At 55.9% G+C, this 18940-nt stretch carries 15 protein-coding genes; 5 read left to right on the forward strand and 10 right to left on the reverse strand.

Annotation, left to right across the window (positions count from 1 at the left end; translation table 11 throughout):
• Positions 1–12: 12 nt before the first annotated feature.
• Both H7U12_RS16635 and H7U12_RS16640 read left to right on the forward strand, forming a co-directional pair.
• The gene (locus tag H7U12_RS16635; protein WP_186640083.1) at positions 13–588 is read left to right on the forward strand and encodes a hypothetical protein; all 576 of its coding nucleotides are present in this window, start codon (positions 13–15) and stop codon (positions 586–588) included.
• 125 nt (positions 589–713) lie between these two features.
• Positions 714–1100 (forward strand): hypothetical protein, encoded by a 387-nt coding sequence (locus H7U12_RS16640; RefSeq protein ID WP_186640085.1) that lies wholly within the window; start codon positions 714–716, stop codon positions 1098–1100.
• Between the two features lie 134 nt (positions 1101–1234).
• Here the strand turns inward: H7U12_RS16640 and prfB are convergent.
• The 10 genes from prfB to H7U12_RS16690 all read right to left on the reverse strand — a co-directional run bounded on the left by prfB (position 1235) and on the right by H7U12_RS16690 (position 14553).
• A protein-coding gene (prfB, locus tag H7U12_RS16645; RefSeq protein WP_186640087.1) for a peptide chain release factor 2 occupies positions 1235–2312 on the reverse strand; the annotation gives its coding sequence in 2 pieces (ribosomal slippage) (positions 1235–2251 and positions 2253–2312; 1077 coding nt in all).
• Positions 2313–3106: 794 nt separating this feature from the next.
• Positions 3107–4162: a branched-chain amino acid aminotransferase gene (locus H7U12_RS16650; protein ID WP_241749480.1), complete on the reverse strand. Its 1056-nt coding sequence runs from the start codon at positions 4160–4162 to the stop codon at positions 3107–3109.
• A gap of 75 nt (positions 4163–4237) precedes the next feature.
• Positions 4238–4789, reverse strand: coding sequence for a cob(I)yrinic acid a,c-diamide adenosyltransferase (locus H7U12_RS16655; RefSeq protein WP_186640091.1), 552 nt, complete (start codon positions 4787–4789; stop codon positions 4238–4240).
• Positions 4786–5520 (reverse strand): ABC transporter ATP-binding protein, encoded by a 735-nt coding sequence (locus H7U12_RS16660; RefSeq protein ID WP_194362558.1) that lies wholly within the window; start codon positions 5518–5520, stop codon positions 4786–4788. Before H7U12_RS16660 ends, H7U12_RS16655 begins: the two co-directional genes overlap by 4 nt.
• A gap of 10 nt (positions 5521–5530) precedes the next feature.
• The gene (locus H7U12_RS16665) at positions 5531–8581 is read right to left on the reverse strand and encodes a tetratricopeptide repeat protein (RefSeq protein WP_186640093.1); all 3051 of its coding nucleotides are present in this window, start codon (positions 8579–8581) and stop codon (positions 5531–5533) included.
• 6 nt (positions 8582–8587) lie between these two features.
• The gene (gatC, locus tag H7U12_RS16670; protein ID WP_186640095.1) at positions 8588–8875 is read right to left on the reverse strand and encodes an Asp-tRNA(Asn)/Glu-tRNA(Gln) amidotransferase subunit GatC; all 288 of its coding nucleotides are present in this window, start codon (positions 8873–8875) and stop codon (positions 8588–8590) included.
• Complete coding sequence (locus H7U12_RS16675) at positions 8823–9617, reverse strand: lysophospholipid acyltransferase family protein (RefSeq protein ID WP_186640097.1); 795 nt, start codon at positions 9615–9617, stop codon at positions 8823–8825. Before H7U12_RS16675 ends, gatC begins: the two co-directional genes overlap by 53 nt.
• A gap of 134 nt (positions 9618–9751) precedes the next feature.
• Entirely contained in the window at positions 9752–10330 is a 579-nt protein-coding gene (locus tag H7U12_RS16680) for an NUDIX domain-containing protein (RefSeq protein WP_186640099.1), read from the reverse strand.
• Between the two features lie 108 nt (positions 10331–10438).
• Entirely contained in the window at positions 10439–11575 is a 1137-nt protein-coding gene (gene bshA, locus H7U12_RS16685) for an N-acetyl-alpha-D-glucosaminyl L-malate synthase BshA (protein ID WP_186640101.1), read from the reverse strand.
• Positions 11576–11598: 23 nt separating this feature from the next.
• Entirely contained in the window at positions 11599–14553 is a 2955-nt protein-coding gene (locus tag H7U12_RS16690) for a glycoside hydrolase family 3 N-terminal domain-containing protein (RefSeq protein ID WP_241749481.1), read from the reverse strand.
• A 375-nt stretch (positions 14554–14928) separates the two neighbouring features.
• On the opposite strand from H7U12_RS16690, the gene mutL reads away from it, so the two are divergent.
• From mutL to H7U12_RS16705, 3 genes are all read left to right on the forward strand, one after another.
• On the forward strand, positions 14929–16776 hold the full coding sequence (gene mutL / locus H7U12_RS16695; RefSeq protein WP_186640103.1) for a DNA mismatch repair endonuclease MutL: 1848 nt from the start codon (positions 14929–14931) through the stop codon (positions 16774–16776).
• A 211-nt stretch (positions 16777–16987) separates the two neighbouring features.
• Positions 16988–17767 carry a rhomboid family intramembrane serine protease gene (locus H7U12_RS16700; RefSeq protein ID WP_186640105.1) on the forward strand — a complete coding sequence of 260 codons (780 nt, stop codon included), beginning with the start codon at positions 16988–16990 and terminating at the stop codon, positions 17765–17767.
• Between the two features lie 3 nt (positions 17768–17770).
• On the forward strand, positions 17771–18688 hold the full coding sequence (locus tag H7U12_RS16705; RefSeq protein WP_186640107.1) for a rhomboid family intramembrane serine protease: 918 nt from the start codon (positions 17771–17773) through the stop codon (positions 18686–18688).
• The last annotated feature ends 252 nt before the right edge of the window (positions 18689–18940 follow it).

The following is an 18940-nucleotide window of genomic DNA, read 5'->3' on the forward strand; positions in this document are numbered from 1 at the left end:
TTTCCCTTTTCCATGGAACTAGATGTACTAGCCAACGATGACCATTTTTACCCCGAGAGCTCCCTTGGCTTTACTGAAGAACAGCAGGAGATCATTGAAGAATACCACCAGGTGCTGCCGGCCTGGAAATTCGGGTTACTCTGCTTTCTCTCCTTCAACCTGTACCTGATTTACTGGAATTACAAGAACTGGTATTTCATCAAGGAAATGGAGGAGCGGGAAGAGATTATGCCCATCTGGCGGGCCATCTTCGTGATTTTCTTTGGGCCTTCTTTGTATAAAAACGTCTTGGAACGGGCCCAATCAGTGGGGTACCCAAAGAGCTACTCGCCGGCGGTATTGTTCTCCGTTTATGTGTTGATTACGTTGTTGTCACGCCTGCCAGACCCGCTGTGGCTGCTCTCCCTGTTTTCCTTTCTGCCCCTGATTCCTGTGCTGCAGGCCCGTAACTACTTCTTCCGGAAAGCGAACCCAACCGGAAAAACCACTTCTGCCTTCACCGGAGGCGAGATCATTGTGGTGGTGCTAGGGGCAATTTTCTTTGCGCTGATACTAGTGGGGCTCACCGTAGGCGAAACATCTTACTAGTTTCATTTAAAAACGTATAATGCAGATAATGTTCGCCTTGCCGAGTAGGCAGATGTCGTCACGCGTTTGAAGTACCTGTTCGTTTTTCGCACGTTTTTAAAAAGGAGCCTCTAAACGTAAACTCCATGGAAAAGCACTTGTTTGTTCTGTTCGCGCTGATGTTCTGGGCCGGAGCCGCTTTCGCGCAGGCTCCTATAGATAGTTCCGGAACTTTGAAGACTCCTGAACTGCTGCCTTCCCTTTCAGACAAATTGAAGATAGAGGCGACACCACGCCGATTCGGCCTACCCCACCAGAAGCAAACCGATGTAGCCCCAGGAGCAGAAACCCTCCCGGATTCTCCCTCACAGGTGACGCCCATTTACAGCAACATGCCCATGGCCAAGATCCAAAAGAAGCGGGAAGCCATGCCTTCGGCCAAAGCCGATGAAACTGCCACCCAGTACCATCTGCTGAAGAAGCGCTACAAAGTGCTGCCCGTTCCCAGCGCTCCAGACAGCACTGGCCAGTAAGAGAAATGGCGTACCGTAGTCTGTTCCGTTTCAGGGCAATTTTCCGGAAAACAGCCTTAAAACGAGGAAGCTTTCCCGCAACTCAATGCAGGAAGGCTTCCTCGTTTATAAACGGTGATCTGTGTGTGAGCAAACTAGGCCTGCATCAGGAAGGCTTTGATGTACTCGTCCAGGTCGCCGTCCAGCACGTTCTGCACATCGGTGCGCTCTACCCCGGTTCTGATGTCCTTGATCAGCTTGTACGGGTGCAGCACGTAGTTCCGGATCTGCGACCCGAAATCGATGCGCTTTTTGGTGCTCTCCACCTTGTCGCGCTCCTCGTTGCGCTTGTTGATTTCAATCTGGTAGAGCTGCGATTTCAGCATCCGGATGGCGTGCTCCTTGTTCATAAGCTGCGAGCGCTCAATCTGCACCGCAATGGTGATGCCCGTTGGTTTGTGTTTCAGCCGCACGGCTGTTTCCACCTTGTTCACGTTCTGGCCACCCGCGCCGCCGGCCCGGTAGGTATCCCACTCAATATCGCCGGGGTTGACGGTGATCTCAATGGTATCATCTACCACGGGGTACACAAACACCGAGGCAAAAGACGTGTGGCGCCGTCCGCCAGAGTCAAACGGAGAGATGCGCACCAGACGGTGCACGCCAATCTCGGCTTTCAGGTAGCCGTAGGCAAAATCGCCGTCAAACTGCAGCGTCGCTGATTTGATACCCGCACCCTCGCCCGGCTGGAAATCGACTTGTTTCACGGAGTAGCCTTTGCGCTCGCCCCACATGAGGTACATGCGGTAGAGCATCTCGGCCCAGTCCTGGCTCTCAGTGCCGCCCGCGCCGGAGTTCACCTCCAGCACCGCGCCCAGCTGGTCTTCCTCGTTGCTGAGCATCCGCTTGAACTCCAGACCTTCTACGGTGGTTTCGGCGGCTTTGAACTCGGCGGCGATGTCTTCCTCCGACACGTCACCTTCCTTGTAGAAATCGAAAAGGACTTCCACGTCATCTACCGCCTTGGAGGTGTTCTCGAAATCATCGGTCCAGGTTTTGAGGCTCTTGGCTTCTTTCAGGACCGTTTCGGCTTTCTTGGGATCGTCCCAGAAATCCGGGGCCGCCGATTGGGCCTCAATTGCCGTTACTTGTTCTTTCTTGGCATCGTAGTCAAAGATACCTCCTCAACGCCTCTACCCGGCCTTTCAATTCTTTGATTTGTTCTTGGGTCATATCAGGATGTGGTCACTGAGCTAATAGTAATTAGCCGTTTTTACAAAGATACTAGTTATAAGGAAAGTTGGCCGAAAAGGTTGTAGCGGAGGCGATGGCTTCCAGGATATCCATTTTTGTGGAGGACGTGCGCAGTTTGGGTTGTTGGTGAGAACACCAACAACGGCGGGAGATAGTTGAAGGGGAGAGGTTAAGTCATGTAGAGGCATCTTTGGTAGCGCCTTTTCAGGGAAGTTCTGTTGGTTGGGGATGAGACGTGGGAGACAAAGCATGCCTTGTCTCTACAATCTGGGAATATTGGAATGTGTGGAAAGAAAGACGCAAGGGAAAAAAGACGCAAGGTATTGCGTCTCTACAGAGAAGACCTCACAGGTTTTCAAAACCTGTGAGGTCTGAGGCGCTCCTACTAACGCATTGCCAATTCCAGCCTTTCGGTTGAGCGCCTAAGCAGGTTCCGGTGCCGCAGGCATTGCGACCATAGGGAGCAAAGGAAGCTGGTACAGCGCGAGGCCGGAAGGCGGGGCCTCGCGGCCGTGAGCGCACGGAGGAAAACTATGCAACAAAACAGTTCATGCGCCTATGAAAATTGCGGTCCTTCGCCAGCACAAACGGAATGCATGCACCCACGCCAACACCGGTCATCCGCCAGCGGAAGCGTACTGCGTGCAGCAACCCCAACAGTGGCCCTTCGCCAGTGGCCAGTATATCCAAAACAGCAAAAAAAAGAAAAATCCGTTTTGGGGTCGTTTTCCAAAAACAACCCCAAAACGGATTCAAAGAAAATCAATATAAGACTACTGCACCGGCACTACCCATCCATGCGGATCTGGGGCCAGGCCGTAGCGGATGTTATCCAACTCAGTAGAAATCTTGTTGGAGAGCGTGCGCTCGCCTACCGGAGGCAACATCATCTCCTCGCCCCGGAAGGTGATGGATTGGATGTGGGCGATGGTGGCGGCGGTACCCGTCCCGAAAGCATCTTCCAGTTTCCCGGCATGGTAAGCATCGGCGATCTCCTGCACTTTGATGCGTCTTTCCTCTACCGGAACACCCCAGTCGCGGGCCAGTTGCAGCACGCTGTCGCGGGTGATACCGGCCAGGATGGAGGTGCTCAGCGCCGGGGTCACCAGCTTGCCGTCAATCACAAACATCACGTTCATGGTGCCGGATTCCTCAATGTAATTGTGCTCACGGCCATCGGTCCAGATGATCTGGTGGAAACCTTGGTCGTGGGCTTCCTTGGCGGGCAGCAACGAGCCACCGTAGTTCCCTGCCGCTTTCGCAAAACCAAAGCCGCCTTCCACGGCGCGGGTGTATTGCTCCTCAATTTTCACGCGCACGGGCTCCGCGTAATAGCCGCTGGCAGGGCTGCAGAAAATGATGAACTTATATTCGGTGGCCGGACGAACGCCCAGCAGTCCTTCTGACCCGAACATAAACGGACGGATGTACAAGGAATATCCGGGGCGCTGCGGTACCCAGTCGGCATCTAAGGCTACCAACTGCTTTAAACCCTCCATGAAAATGTCTTCGGGGATCTCAGGCATGCACAACCGAACCGCCGATTTGTTCATCCTAGCCCAGTTGTCCTGCGGCCGGAACAGCACCACTTTGCCTTCCTGGGTTTTATAGGCTTTCATGCCTTCAAACATGGCCTGGCCGTAGTGCAGCGCCGCCGTGGCGGGGCTCAGTTCAATGGGACCATAGGGCAAAATGCGGGGTTGTTGCCAGGCACCGTCCTTGAAGTCCACCTCCAGCATGTGATCGGCGAAGATTTTGCCAAACTGCAGGTTCTCAAGGTCTAGGCCCGCCAATTGGCTGGCCGTGGTGACTGTGGTATGAATAGACATGGATTCTGTTTGCATGAGTAGGTAATTTAGGTAATGATTATACGCAAATCTGGCGATTCTGAATAAAAAAAAGCCTCACATACGAGGCTTCCAAGTTATCTCTTTTACACCTAATTCAAAACCGATGGCGCGGCTCAGCACAAAGAGGAAGTCTGAGAGGCGGTTAAGGTACTGCACCACCAGCGCATCTACATGTGATTCTTCCTGCAGGGCAATGACCAGTCGCTCGGCGCGGCGGCAGACGGTGCGGGCCACGTGGCAGAACGAAACCGCCGGGTGCCCGCCGGGCAAGATGAAGTTGCGGAGGGGCGGCAACTCTGCGTCCAGCAGGTCCATCTGGTCTTCCAGCAACTGGATGTCACTTTGGTGCAGGTCGGGGGTCTGGACTTTGCCTTCCTTCACCGGATCAGTGGCCAGGGTGGAGCCGATGGTGAATAACCGGTCCTGGATCTCAGAGAAGAGCTGCTGCCGTTTCTGGTTTACTTCCTGGTCGCGCACCACGCCTAGAAAGGAGTTCAGCTCGTCTACGGTGCCGTAGGCCTCAATGCGCAGGTGTGATTTTTTAACGCGGGTCCCGCCAATGAGGGACGTCTCGCCTTTGTCACCGGTTTTGGTGTAGATTTTCATTCAGAGGTGTTCAAAGCGGCGGCCTGCAGGGCAGGTACCGTGATGTTCTGGTTTAGTTCATCAGACTCAATCAGGCCGTCGCGCAGGCGCACAATGCGGTGGGCGTAATGGGCGATGTCGTCTTCGTGGGTCACCATGATGATGGTGTTGCCTTTGGCGTGGAGCGCCTCAAACAGCCCCATGATCTCGTAAGAAGTCTTGGTGTCCAGGTTACCGGTGGGCTCATCGGCGAGGATAATACTGGGGTCATTCACCAGGGCCCGGGCAATGGCCACACGTTGGCGCTGCCCGCCCGAGAGCTCGTTGGGTTTATGTTGCGCCCTGGAACCCAAACCCACGCTGTTGAGGGCGGCCATGGCCCGCTCTTCGCGCTCACTTTTACCAAAACCGGCATAAATCAGCGGAAGCGCCACGTTGTCCAGCGAAGAGGAGCGGGGCAGCAGGTTGAACGTCTGGAACACGAAGCCGATCTCTTTGTTGCGCACGGTGGCCAGCTCGTTGTCCACCATGTTGCTGACATCGTTGCCGTTCAGGATGTAGGTGCCTGAGGTAGGCGTGTCCAGACAGCCCACAATGTTCATGAGCGTGGATTTGCCGGAGCCCGACGGCCCCATGAACGCCACATACTCGCCTTTTTTTATCTCAATGGAAATAGACCGCAGGGCGTGGATGGTCTCGGTGCCCATCTGGTACATCCTGGAAATATTCTCGGTTTTGATGATGGTGCTCATAGGGCTTGGGTTATTGCCATTCCTGCAGAAGCGCCTCGCTGGCCTGCAATTGGGGCTCTATTTCTTTTCTAAAAGTAAGGTATTCCTGAGGACTTACCAAAGGTTCCAGCTGCTCCAATCCTTGTAGGGCATACTCCCGCAGCCCCTGATTCAGGGCCACTTTTACGTAGGCTTTGCGCAGCGCCACCGAGGCCGGATTGTACCCGATACCCTCCAGCAGCAGGTCATACGCCCGCATGGGTTGCTTCTGCGCCACAAAGAAATCGGCGGCGGTCAGTTGGCCTGCTTCAGACCAGGGTGCCCGCTGTAACAGCTGGTTGAAAAGATTAGTCGCGGCTTTGGGGTTTTTATTACGCTGCGCCAGTAACGCCTGGTAGTAAAGCTGAACGTCTGCCTGGGCTGGGGTGAAATGCATCTTGGGCAGCTGGGCGGCCAGCTCCTGTACCTCGCCTTTTTTCCACCATATCTGGGCCTGTAACGCATTGGCGTCTGATTTTAGGGCTCCTTTTGGAAAACTGGCCGGAAAATGGATGCTCAACAAGTTCTGGGCCGTGTTCAGGTTGTTGTCCTGCAGGTAGCGGTTCACCAACGGCAAAGCGGCGGCCGGAGCCAACGCCGGGGTGGTGATGCCGTTCGCAATTTTCTCCACCTGCTCCAGGGGCAACGCGGCCGCCTTCATCTGCAGGAACTGTACTTTCATGGAATCTGGAGCGGTGACGGCTTGCTCCGGCGACATCTGCGCCACGATGGCCAGTTGCGTGGCCGCTTTTCGTTGGGCCGGGTCCGGGAAGTCAGCAGTGCCCAGGGCAATCTGCGTGGCTTGTCCGTAATTCCTCGCTAACGCCGAGGCGACCACGACATGCAGGTGCGCATCACGGTAGCCCGCTTGCCGGGCCTTCTGGAAATAATCGGCTGCCAGCGGGTACAGTCTGCCTTGCAGCATCCACTGGCCCAAAATGTCATAGTAGTAGCCGGCGGCTCCTCCGCTGTTGGCTGCCAACCCCTCCAGGACGGTTTTCGCCTGCCCGGGCTGAGGGGCGGAGGCATTGCCCTGCCGGAGCAGTAAGGCTTTGATCAACGTCAGGTCATCCAGGAATGGTTGGTTTTCCTCCTGCCGGAGCAGCGTGTTCAATCGGGAGAAGGTGCCGGTGCTGTCTTTGGCGTTCCCCGGGATAAGCTGCCGGTTGTAAAAGTGGGCGAAGGTCTGGGTACTCAGGGCGCTGTCCGGCGGCAGGGCCGGTAAGTTCTGCTGTGTAGGGCCGCCCAGCGCCAAAGAGATCGCCAGTCGGTTGGTCAGCAGAGGGCCGTACGTGCCGCCCGCGTATTGCTGGGCAAAGTCTTTGGCTTGCTGCGGAAATCTGTGGCTCGCCAGAAACGCTAATTGGTTTGCCTGAATGACTTCGGGTTCTTCGCTTTGGGCCAGGGCCGCATCCAGGTAAAACCCTGCCGAATCAGTGAACGCGGTGGTGCCGTACAGCAGGCCCAGGTTGTTGAGGAGCGGTGCGTGAGTGGGGAAGGTTTTCACGGCTTCCTGCATCACTTTCAGGTGGTCGAACAGGTCTGAGGAAGAAGTGAAAAGGTTGGCCAGCCGCAGGTAGCCTTCCGGCGAGGGTCTTCTTTCCAAGGCTTCGCGCAGGCGGTGCATCTCCAGGGTACGGCTGCCGCCCTGGTGGTACATATCCGCGAGGGAGAAGCTGGAACGCAGGTTGTTCCGGGACTGAATGCTGGCTTCGTTGTAGAACTGCTCGGCCAGCAGCGGTTGCTCTTCGGTTTGGCGGTACAGGTCCCCCAGATAGTTGTAGTAACCGGCTTGGTGCTGGAAATACAGGGCGTACTGGCTCCGGATGAGCATCACCAGCAGCAACACCGTGCCCATGAGGTACACCGTAAAGTAAGGCAACTGCCGCGGGTCATACACCACTTTGTACACCCGTAACTTCTGCTTAATCAACGGCCCGAAATTCACCAACACGTAAATGAAGAACGCGATGCCGTACGCCAGGTGCGTCAGGATAATGGCACTTCGGTACGCCTGCACCAGCGGGTCATTGGCCATCATAAGCGCATAGCCCAGGTTCAGAAACGTGAGCAGAGCCAAGACCAGGTACAGCGGAGCGGCCTCGGTCTCAAACCGGAAGAAACGGGTGTATTGCCCTTGCCGCTGTTTCAGGCCCCACAACCCAACCAACGCGGAGATCAGGAACACAAGTAGGGCATCCAAACCCGTGAACTCGAACTGAATCATGCCAGTCTGGCGCAGATACAGCAGCAACAAATTGCCCAGATACAGCACACTGATCAGGACGAACTGGATCAGCCCAAAACGGCGTTGTGGCTGTTGCGCCTGTGTGTTAAACCAAAGCAATCCGTGCAGGTTCTCGTAGGCCACCAACACCATGAACAGGACGGCGGCGACAAAACTGGCAAGGGTACTGTAGTTCACCACGTGCAAGGCGGTGAGCGGAGCGGGTAAGGGCGAGAAATGGAACAGGGCCAGGCTCAGCGCCAGAATCAGGAAACTGAAGAACAGGAAGCGGCCCAGAAAGGAAACCCGGGTCCAGAACGCCTGAAACATGAAACTGCCGGCCCCCAGCGTGCCCAGCGTAATGAGCAGCAGGATTCGGCTTGTTTCTGAGAAAATGCCCAGTAAATCCAGGTTGAAGGTGGAGAGCCAGAGCATGCCCAGCAACACCGCCGCGTAGTACGGAATGCGTTTCAGGGTGCTGGCCAGCGTCCAGAAAAAAGTGAGCGCCACGGCCAATCCCACAAAATACGTCCAGGTGGCCCAGAGCGGCAATTGCATGTCACCAATGGCGTACCGCTCAGTGACCAGGTAGGCGTTCACCTCCACGCGCAGCGGCGTGAGCAGGGGAGTAGCCGGGTCCAAGTGCGCCTCTGCGGGGAACAACTCGGCCTGTTTCTCCAGCGGAAACACGGTTTGCTGTCCATGCAAAAAGCCGTACACCCCAAAGATGACGGCAATCAGCGCTAATAGAACCAGAAGGAAATACAGAAAGCGGCGGCCAGGCTCCACCTGGGGCCAGAACGAAAAAACCTTCATCCAGGCTTACTCCAGTACTTTAGGAACCCGGAAATAATCTGAGTCTTTGCGCGGAGCCAGTTTCAGGGCGTCTTCGTGCCGCACGGTGTTCTGGGCGATATCCTCGCGCATCACGTTCAACTCCTCGGAGATATGGATCAGCGGCTCCACGTTCTGGGTGTCCAGCTGGCGCAGTTGGTCTACCCAGTTCAGGATGTTGTTCAGGTCAGTGAGCATTTCCTGCTCTTTGCTCTCGTCAAACTCAAGCCGGGCTAAATGCGCCAGCTGGCGTAAGGTTTCTATGTTGGTGCTCATGGTTTTTCTGATCTAAGGTCTGTTGGATAAGGGTGAAGGTTTGGTTTTTCAGGAACTCCAGGTCCTGTAGGGTCATGCCTTCGGTGGAAATTGGCGGATGGATGATCATCTCCAGCGGATGGTACCGGATGATGAGCTTGCCCTTCACATCGGGCAGGAACAGGTGGTTGTACGGCATGGTGATGGGCACAAGGGGCACCTGCTTCTCAATGGCCAGCTTAAAAGGACCATCCTTGAAGGGCAACAGTTTACTTCCGGACTCCGGCGAGATCTTGCCCTCGGGGAAAATCACGATGCTGCGGCCCGCCTCCAGGCTCTGCTTACTGGCGATGTAGGCTTTGGCGCTGCTGATGGGGCTGTCGCGGTCCACGGAGATGTAGAGCGCGTTATAAATCTTGCCCCACAGCGGCACTTTCGTCAGGGATTTCTTGCCCACGAAGTTCAGGAAACCCGGAACGGCCGCCAGAATCATGGGAATATCAATGTACGAGCTGTGGTTGGGCGCGAACACGTATTTCTGGGTAGGGTCCAGTTGCTCCACGCCTCTGACCTTCACCGGCATGAGGTACATGCGCAGCTGGAATTTAGACCACAGGCGGTTAAGCTGGTGGGCGTGCTTCAGGCGGTTGGGTTTGGCGATCAACACCCGGAACAACGGGTAGGAGGTGAGAAACGGTAATACAAACCACGCGGTACACCACACCGAATACGCCTTCTTGCCGATTCCTTTTAACCTGTTCATCTTTGCCAAAATTACGAATTAATAAGAAAAGCACCACACGTGCCCCCGGTAAAGCCGTTTAGGCCCTGTTTCCAGGAAAACGGCTTCAAAACGGCAAACGCGCCCCGCCGGCACTTAGTGCCAATTGCCCCCTTTTATTTGGGCCGACGCGTCAGGAGGATCTTCTCGGCCTTGAGCAAACCGGCAATGCTGATGGCGTCGGTGATCTCGCTGTCCATGGCCATGCGCACGGCCTCGTGTAAGGGTAACTTCCAGATTTTCAGGTCCTCGGTTTCCTCAAACTCGGTCTCGCCGGCGGTCAGGTCCTCGGCCAGAAAGATGAAGCCTTCCTCGTCGGTTACGGAGTTGGAGGTATGGATGCGGCCGATGTTCGTCCACTCGGCGGCGGTGAAGCCGGTCTCTTCCTTCAACTCCCGCTTCGCGGATTCCAGCGGATCAATGCCAATGGGGCCGCCGCCCATGGGAATTTCCCAGGAGTACTCGTTCACGGTGTAGCGGTACTGCCCCACGAGCCAGGTATTGCCCTCTTCGTCAATGGGAATGATCCCGATGGCTTTGTTTTTCATGGAAACCACACCGTAGATGCCCCGTCCGCCGCCCGGGTTGATCACCTGCTCCTCGCGCACGCTGATCCAGGGATTGCTGTAAATGGGCTTCGACTCTAAGGTTTTCCAGGGGTTTTCTGACGAGTGGTGGGGTTTTTCGGTGCTCATGGCGTCTTGCGTTTAAGGCCGGGGTGGAACCGCTGTTTCGGGGCTGTTTTACCTAAAACAGCCCCAAAACAGCTTGTTGAATATCTTATTAAAAAAGGGAAAGGTGCTTTACACGTGCGTGCGTACTGCCTCGGCGGCTTGCTGGTAGACTTCCTCGTACATAGGCACGATCTTGCTGATCTCAAATTCCTTGGCGCGGGCCAGGGCGTTGGCTTTGAAGGTGGGCAACTGATCGTCCTGCAGGAGAAAGAGCGTGTTTTTGACCATGTCTTTCACATCGCCCACGTTGCTCACGAAACCGGTCACGCCGTGCACGTTCAGCTCGGGTAAACCGCCGGCGTTGGAAGAAATCACCGGCACCTCGCAGGCCATGGCCTCCAGCGCCGCCAACCCAAAACTCTCTTTCTCAGAGGGCATCAGGAAGACATCGGCGATGGATAACAGTTCCTCTACGGCTTCCAGTTTTCCCAGGAACCGCACGTCTGAGCAGATGCCCAGTTTCCGGCAGAGGTTCTCCATTTTGGGTCGTTCGGGGCCATCGCCCACCAGCAGCAGCTTGCTGGGCATTTTCTCCCGCACTTTGGAGAAGATCTTGATGACATCGGCAATGCGTTTCACCGCCCTGAAGTTGGAGGTGTGCACCAGCAGTTTCTCGCCGAACGGCGCAATGGCTGACTTGAAGTGATCTTTCCGCTGCTTCTGGAAACGCTCCAGGTTGATGAAGTTGGGGATCACCACAATGTCCTTCTCAATGGGGAAGTACTCGTAGGTTTCCCGCTTCAGGTCTTCAGAAACGGAGGTCACCGCGTCTGACTGGTTGATGCTGAAGGTGACCACCGGCTCATAGGAAGCGTCTTTGCCCACCAGCGTGATATCAGTGCCGTGCAGCGTGGTGATGACTGGGATCTGGATGCCCTTGGTGAGCAGGATCTGCTTGGCCATGAACGCGGCCGAGGCGTGCGGGATGGCGTAATGCACGTGCAGCACATCCAGGTGCTCAAACTGCACAATGTCTACCATCTTGCTGGCCAGAGCCAACTCATACGGCGGATACTGGAACAGCGGGTAATTAGGGATATTGACCTCGTGGTAAAACAGGTTCTCGTTGAAATGGTCCAACCGGGCCGGCTGGCTGTAGGTGATAAAATGCACCTTATGTCCTTTTTGCGCCAAGGCTTTGCCCAACTCAGTGGCCACCACTCCGCTACCACCAAAGGTAGGATAGCATACAATTCCAATCTTCATGCGCGTATGTGTTTGCCGCGAAGTTACGGTTTCGGCTCTAACGATTGATATACTACGTCGTGAATCCGGGTGCGGATGTTGTATTTGAGTAGTTTATCGTTCTCGTGATCAGGATACACCCGGTTAGAGAGGAAAATATAGATAATGTTGTTCTCGGGGTCAATCCAGGCGCCGGTGCCGGTGAAACCGGTGTGCCCGAAGGTGCTCATGGGCGCCAGGTCTGAGGTGGGACCGTTCCCCTCGGGGTCTGGTTTGTCCCAGCCAATGCCCCGGCGGCTGTTTTGACTGCCTTTTTGGGAAAACTCGGTCACCACCGGGGTCTTGAAATATTGCTGGCCGCCGTACTTGCCGTTCTGCAGGTCCATCTGCATGAGAATGGCCAGGTCATTGGCCGTGGAGAAGAGTCCCGCGTGCCCCGCCTTACCGCCCAGAATGGCCGAGTTGCCGTCATGGACGGTGCCTTGCACGGGCACCCCCGCCTTGAAATCAGAGCTGGGGGCGGTAGGAGCAATCTGCTCTTTCAGGAATTTGTCCAGCGGATTATACGTGAGGGTGCTGGCACCCAGTGGCGCGTAGAAGTTCTGGGCCAGAAAGTCAGGGAGGGGCTGGTTCAGGAGCCGCTCGGCAATGCGTTTCATGATGTGCAGGCCTAGGTCAGAGTAGCGGTACTCAAACTTGCCGTTGGGGCTGCGCTTGCCCACCAGATCAGAGGTCACAATGGATTTCCACACCGAGTCTTCCAGGCGTTTGTTGCTGTACACGCCGGGCACCACCAGGTTGGGGAAGTCCTCAGAAGGCAGGCTGTCGTAGTAAATGGGATTCAGCTGGCCGTTTTTGAGGGTTTTTGTCCAAAACGGGATGTAAGCGGCAAGCCCGGCCTGGTGCAGCAGCACGTCTCTTACCGTGAGGCTGGCCTTATTGGAGCCTTTCAGGTCTGGCAGGTAGGTAACCAGTTTCTCCTCCAACTTCAGGCGGCCCTGGTCTTTCAGGAACATGACGGCCTGCAAGGTGGCGGCAACTTTGGTAATGGAGGCCAGGTCATAGATGGTTTTCTCCGTGACCGGTTGGGTGCGGTCATAGGTATAGAACCCGTAGGCTTTTTCCATTACCACCGTGCCGTCTTTCACCACCAGCACCTGGCAACCCGGGGTGGCCGCGTAGGCAATGGCTTCCAAGGCGATGTTGTCAATCTGCTTCAGGATGCTGGAGTTCATGCCCACGCTCTCGGGTACCGAGTATTTCAGGCGGCTCAGCGAAGGAGTGGAGATACCGGTACCCGCTTTAAACTTGGGCGAGGCCGTGACCGGCAAGCGTCCGTTGGCCGGAAGCGCCCCAAACAAGACCTGCGGCAGCACTTTGCGGGTCACGTCGTTGTCTTCGTAGCCGCAGACGAGCCAGTCAATGTCTTCAAAATTCTTGAGGCTGTAGGCGTTGCCCATCACCACCACCACTACTTTCTTGGTGGAATCGCGCTGCAGTTGCCGGATAAACCCGAGGGCGTTGCCCGGCAGGTTGTAGTTGTTGCCGGGGTTGTTGTTGAGGTTGTGCAAAGAGACCACCACCACATCGGTGCCGGCCAGTTCCCGCTGAATTCGGTTGTACACGCTGTCCGGGGCCACGCGACTGGTGACGGCAAATTTCCTGAACGGGGCGTATTTGTCCAAGGTCTGGGAAAGCACGTTGTTCAGCCCGGCACCCACGGAAACCGAGGCGAACTCGGTGGTGTCCAGCATCCTGAAGGGCAGCAGGTTGTTTTTGTTCGTGACCACGGTCACGGCTTGCTCGTAGAGTTGCTGCTGCAGTACCTGGCTAACGGGTCGGCTCAAGTCATGCGACAAATTCTCCAGGTTGACGGGTGCGTATTGGTTCAGGCCCGCCCAATATTTGGCGTGCAGCATCTTTCTCACACGGAGTTCAATTTCCTGCTCAGAGATGGTGCTGTCCGCGATGGCCTGGCGGATGCTGGCGAAGGCTTTGGGCACATCCTCTGAAAACAAAAGCACGTCATTGCCCGCTTTCAGCGCCAGGGCATCTACCTCGCCGGGTTTGTGGTAGCGGGTCACGCCCTTCATGTTCAAGGCATCGGTGAAAACCAGGCCTTCGTACTGCATTTTGCCTTTTAACAGGTCATTTACCAGATAAGGCGATAAAGTAGCAGCGCGGTTGGCAATGGAATCTAATTTGGGCACGTGCAGGTGGGCCACCATCACGCCCATCACGCCGGCGTCAAAAGAGCGCTTGAAGGGGTACAGTTCCACCTCGGTGAGGCGGGCCATGTCATGGGTGAGGACGGGTAAAGAGAAGTGAGAATCAGCGTCAGTGTCGCCGTGGCCGGGGAAATGCTTGGCTACCGCAATAATGCCGTGATCCTGCAGGCCTTTGATGTAGGCGATGCTGCGGGCGGTCACTTTCTCTTTGCTCTCCCCAAAGGAACGGTTCCCGATCACGGGGTTCTTGGGGTTGCTATTCACATCCACCACCGGCGAGAAGTTTACGTGGATGCCCAGTCGCTTGAGTTTCAGGGCGATCTCGCGGCCCATCAAATACACGTATCGGTCATCGGGCAGCGCCCCCAGCGTCATCTGTTTGGCGAAGTGCATGCTGCTGTCCAGGCGCATGTCCAGGCCCCACTCGGCGTCAATGGCCACCAGCAGGGGAACTTTGGCGATGCTTTGGTAGCGGTTGGTGAGCTTGGCTTGGCGCACGGGGCCGCCCTGCATGAACATGACGCCGCCAATGCCGTACTGGGTGATCAGGTTTTCGATTTCCCGGATGTGGCTCTGCGATTTGTTGGAGTACGCGGCCACCATGAAGAGCTGACCCAGGCGTTGGTCAGGGGTAAGCGTTTGATAGACACTGTCTACCCAGTGTTGCTCCTGTTCAGAAATGTTGCCCCGGCCACTAGGGCCGAACCCCGATAAAGCCATCCAGGCGCCCATCACTACGGTCAGTAGCCACAGGCTATGTCGCTTTAGCATTTCGCAACGCGTAATTTAATTTGAATAAAGTTTTCATAGGGCTAATTTCGCAGAGGAAAACTAGCCGCGGCAGTGCAGGCTCTGAAGTGTTTTAGGCCAGGTTTTGTGAAAACGGCTGTAAAACGGATTTGTTCAGAGCACCCCCTCCAAGATTCGGTTTCGGGCCCGTTTCCATAGAACCGGGGCAAAAACGCCGGGCCAGAAGAACGGGAAAGAAGCGAAAAGCCAGAAGGTGAGGGAGGTTAGGCTGCCGTTTAAGCTCGTAATATTACTCAAAATTTTGCTTTTGCGCCGCGAAAATACCGGAGGTGACGGTTTTCTCCCTCCAAAAAGCGGTTAAAAGGCAGTTCACACCACACTACGCAGGGAAGAGTTATGGCAGATATCATCCGATTGTTACCCGAGTACCTGGCCAACCAGATCGCCGCCGGCGAGGTGGTGCAGCGCCCGGCTTCCGTGGTAAAGGAGTTGTTGGAGAATAGCGTAGACGCGCGCAGCAGCAGCGTGACCTTGATAATCAAAGACGCGGGCAAGCAGCTCATTCAGGTGGTGGACGACGGCGTGGGCATGACCGAAACCGATGCCCGCATGTGCTTTGAGCGCCACGCCACTTCCAAAATAAAAACCACCGAGGACCTGTTCCGCATCAAGACCATGGGGTTCCGGGGCGAGGCCATGGCCTCCATTGCGGCCGTGGCCCAGGTGGAGATGAAAACCCGTGCCCGTGGCTCAGAACTGGGTACCTGCCTTTCCATTGAAGGAAACGACATTATCCAGCAGGAGCCCGTGGCCATGGGAGAGGGAACCGTGGTGAGCGTGAAGAACCTGTTTTTCAACGTGCCCGCCCGCCGCAACTTCCTCAAGAGCAACCCGGTGGAGATGCGCCACATCCTGGACGAGTTCCAGCGCGTAGCCCTGGCCAACCCCGAGATCGCCTTCGCCCTGTACCAGAACGAGGTGGAGGTCATGAACCTGCCCGCCGGCAAGCTGAGCCAGCGCATTGTGAGCATGTTTGGGAAGGAATACAAAGAGCAGATGGCCTCCTGCGAGGAGACTACGCCGTTTCTGACCGTGAAAGGCTACATCGGCAAGCCCGAGTTTGCGAAGAAGAGCCGCGGCGAGCAGTTTTTCTTTGTGAACAACCGGTACATCAAAAGCCAGTACCTGAACCACGCGGTGCTCACCGCCTTTGAGGGTCTGCTGCCCAAAGACAGCTTCCCGTTTTACGTCTTGTTTCTGGAAATCGCCCCGGAAACGATTGACATCAACGTGCACCCCACCAAAACCGAGATTAAGTTCGAGGACGAGAAAACCGTCTATGCCATTGTGCGCGCCGCCGTGAAGCAGAGCCTGGGCCTGCACAACATCGCCCCGTCCCTGGATTTTGGCGCCGATGTGAACTACATGCCCTTGCAGCCCATGAAATTCCCGGCCTCCATGGATTTTGAGACCGCCCCGGCGCAGGCTCCCCGCGCTTCTTCTGCCATGAACCATACCACCACGTTTCCTTCCCGCGCCTCGGCCGGAAGTAGTAGAGACGACAGCTATTCGGATTTCGCGCCCACCCGCGAGGTTTCCCGGGCCAACTCAGACGACAGCAGCCTTTTCCCCGAGGAGGAGGATTCCTTCGCGCCGGCCAAGAGCACCATGACCGGCGGCTCCAAAACCTTGCAGGTGCACCAGAAATACCTCATGGTGCAGGTGAAATCGGGTTTGATGGTGGTAGACCAGCAGGCGGCCCAGGAACGGATTCTGTACGAGAAATACAGCCAGGCCCTGGGCAAGCGCACCGGTGCCTCGCAGCAGCTGCTTTTCCCGCAGACGCTCCAGCTCTCGCCCGCCGATTTCTCGCTGGTGATGGAACTGTCGGAGGAGTTCACCGCGCTGGGCTTCGTGTTCAACGACTTCGGGAACAACACGCTGGTGGTGAACGGCATTCCGGCGGAGATTCCGCTGCGCGATGAGAAAGAGCTCATTGAAGGCCTGCTGGAGCAGTACAAGAACAACCTCTCGGCCATGAAAGTAGACCGGCAGGAGAACCTGGCCCGCGCCATGGCCAAACGCGTGGCCTCGCGCCTCACCGGCCGCCTGAGCGATCAGGAGATGAATGCCCTGGTGGACCGCTTGTTTGGCTGCCAGGTACCCAACTACACGCCCAGCGGCCAAAAAACCCTGGTGATTCTGCAGACCGAGCAACTGCAGGACCTGTTTCTGAGAAGTTAGTTTAAGGCCCTTTTCTGAATTTGGGCCCCTAAACGGCTCACCGCCTGATTATTTAGCCGGAGGAAGGTACCAATAGCGGGCTTTCCTCCGTACTGTTTGGTACAGAACCATTACTTTCGCAAACTGTTACCACAAGGGGGAGAAATCCGGCGATATGGTTTTGCCCGGCTTTTTCGTTTCCTTTAAACCGTGTTTCACTTAACATCCTGCTATGCCTCCCATCACGCCCATGGTGCGTAATCTGCTTATCTTGAACGTGCTGATGTTCTTTTTAAGCGACCGGCTCTTCCCAACGGAACTGTTTGCGCTGCATGACATCCGCTCAGAGGCGTTCCGTCCGCATCAGTTTGTCACCCACATGTTCATGCACGGCAGCCTCATGCACCTGTTCAGCAACATGTTCAGTTTGTTTATCTTCGGGCCGCTGCTGGAGAGATACTGGGGCGAGATGCGTTTCCTGACGTTTTACCTCATCACCGGGCTGGGGGCCAGTTTGCTGTACTCGGCGGTGCATTATTATGAGATCAGCCAGGTGTTGGAAGGCGCCTCGGCGTTCATGCAGAACCCAGACCCCATTGATTTCCGGAACCTGCTGCAGAAAGCGGGGGTAGACCCCAGAAGCCTGGAGTCGTTCCTGATTGATTTCAACCGCAACCCCACAGACGGGCAGATGATCCTGCAGGCCAAGGCCTATGCCACCCGCCTATCTGACGTGATCCTGAACAGCCCCATGCTGGGCGCCTCCGGGGCCGTGTTTGGTATTCTGATGGCCTTTGGCATGCTGTTCCCCAACACCGAGCTCATGCTGCTGTTTTTCCCCATTCCCATCAAGGCCAAGTACTTTGTGCTCCTATACGGGGGCTTTGAGTTATACTCGGGCTTCAACCGCACGCCGGGCGATAACGTAGCTCATTTTGCGCACTTGGGCGGGATGCTTTTTGCGTATATCTTATTGAAACTTTGGGAGCGGAAACGCAACAACTTCTATTAACCTATGACCAGCATTTTTGACGATATCCGATCGGCGTTCAGCAAGGGGAACAATGCCCTGCACCAGCTCATTTTCATCAATGTGGTGGTGTTTGCGGCCCTGATCATCCTGCGCACCGTCATGACCCTGAGCGGATCGGGCGGTACGTTCGCCTACCTGATGACCTTCCTGAGCATGCCGTCTAACCTGCAGCTCTTCGCGCTGCGGTTCTGGACCATCATCACGTATTTCTTCACCCATCTGGAGTTCTTTCACATTCTGTTCAACATGCTGAATCTCTACTGGTTTGGGATGCTGATACGCGAGTACCTGGGCGATAAGCGGCTGGTGAACCTGTACGTGCTGGGTGGTTTGGCAGGTGGCCTGATTTACCTGCTCAGCTACAACACCATTCCGTACCTGCAGCTGCGCGCCGAGGGGTCTTTTATGATGGGGGCCTCGGGGAGCGTGATCGCCGTGATGGTGGCCGCCGCTACCTTGTTGCCCAACTACACCTTCAACCTGATTCTGATTGGCCCCATCCGGATCAAGTACATCGCCCTGGTAATGGTGCTGCTCTCCATCTCGGGGGCTACCGGCGGAAATGCCGGCGGTAACATCGCGCACTTAGGCGGAGCTCTCCTGGGCTTCTTCTACGTGCGCCAACTGCAGGGCGGCTCAGACTGGGGCCGACCTTTACAGGCCATCCTGGGCTTTTTCAGAGGACTGTTCCAGCGGAGATCGCCGTTGAAAGTGGCCTATAAGAATCCCAATCGCCCGTACACCGCCTCGGCGGGTTCTTCCATGTCGTCCGCAGTAGGCACGCCCGGTAATCCGTCGCAGTTGGAAATTGACCAGATCCTGGACAAGATCTCCGTCTCCGGCTACGAAAGCCTGACCAAAGAAGAAAAGCAGAAGCTCTTCAAGGCCAGCCAGAAGTAGTTGCCAGTTTCAGGTTGCTAGTGGGTAGTGGTTTGTTTCTGTTGTGGGGCTGTTTTTCTGAAAAGAGCCTTAAACTAGAAAAGCCGCTCTGCTACTTTTGCTTCTATGGCCCTTCTGTGGCGCGGAAGTTACTTCCGTGCCTCTTCATAAGCAGAAGTAAGTCACTTCCGCGCCATAGGGGTAGATCGAGAGCCCCAATAGCATGTTCCTCTGAAAAGGTAGGGGCAATCCCTTGTGGTTGCCCTAACGGGA

Source organism: Rufibacter sediminis (assembly GCF_014269285.1).
In the GTDB taxonomy this organism is placed as follows: Bacteria; Bacteroidota; Bacteroidia; order Cytophagales; family Hymenobacteraceae; genus Nibribacter; species Nibribacter sediminis.

What these genes read in the sequence shown, in the direction of transcription:
- H7U12_RS16635 (WP_186640083.1), top strand. Translation starts at nt 13, where the DNA reads ATGGAACTAGATGTACTAGCCAACGATGACCATTTTTACCCCGAGAGC.
- H7U12_RS16640 (WP_186640085.1), top strand. Translation starts at nt 714, where the DNA reads ATGGAAAAGCACTTGTTTGTTCTGTTCGCGCTGATGTTCTGGGCCGGA.
- H7U12_RS16650 (WP_241749480.1), bottom strand. Translation starts at nt 4,162, where the DNA reads ATGTCTATTCATACCACAGTCACCACGGCCAGCCAATTGGCGGGCCTA.
- H7U12_RS16655 (WP_186640091.1), bottom strand. Translation starts at nt 4,789, where the DNA reads ATGAAAATCTACACCAAAACCGGTGACAAAGGCGAGACGTCCCTCATT.
- H7U12_RS16660 (WP_194362558.1), bottom strand. Translation starts at nt 5,520, where the DNA reads ATGAGCACCATCATCAAAACCGAGAATATTTCCAGGATGTACCAGATG.
- H7U12_RS16665 (WP_186640093.1), bottom strand. Translation starts at nt 8,581, where the DNA reads ATGAAGGTTTTTTCGTTCTGGCCCCAGGTGGAGCCTGGCCGCCGCTTT.
- gatC (WP_186640095.1), bottom strand. Translation starts at nt 8,875, where the DNA reads ATGAGCACCAACATAGAAACCTTACGCCAGCTGGCGCATTTAGCCCGG.
- H7U12_RS16675 (WP_186640097.1), bottom strand. Translation starts at nt 9,617, where the DNA reads ATGAACAGGTTAAAAGGAATCGGCAAGAAGGCGTATTCGGTGTGGTGT.
- H7U12_RS16680 (WP_186640099.1), bottom strand. Translation starts at nt 10,330, where the DNA reads ATGAGCACCGAAAAACCCCACCACTCGTCAGAAAACCCCTGGAAAACC.
- bshA (WP_186640101.1), bottom strand. Translation starts at nt 11,575, where the DNA reads ATGAAGATTGGAATTGTATGCTATCCTACCTTTGGTGGTAGCGGAGTG.
- H7U12_RS16690 (WP_241749481.1), bottom strand. Translation starts at nt 14,553, where the DNA reads ATGCTAAAGCGACATAGCCTGTGGCTACTGACCGTAGTGATGGGCGCC.
- mutL (WP_186640103.1), top strand. Translation starts at nt 14,929, where the DNA reads ATGGCAGATATCATCCGATTGTTACCCGAGTACCTGGCCAACCAGATC.
- H7U12_RS16700 (WP_186640105.1), top strand. Translation starts at nt 16,988, where the DNA reads ATGCCTCCCATCACGCCCATGGTGCGTAATCTGCTTATCTTGAACGTG.
- H7U12_RS16705 (WP_186640107.1), top strand. Translation starts at nt 17,771, where the DNA reads ATGACCAGCATTTTTGACGATATCCGATCGGCGTTCAGCAAGGGGAAC.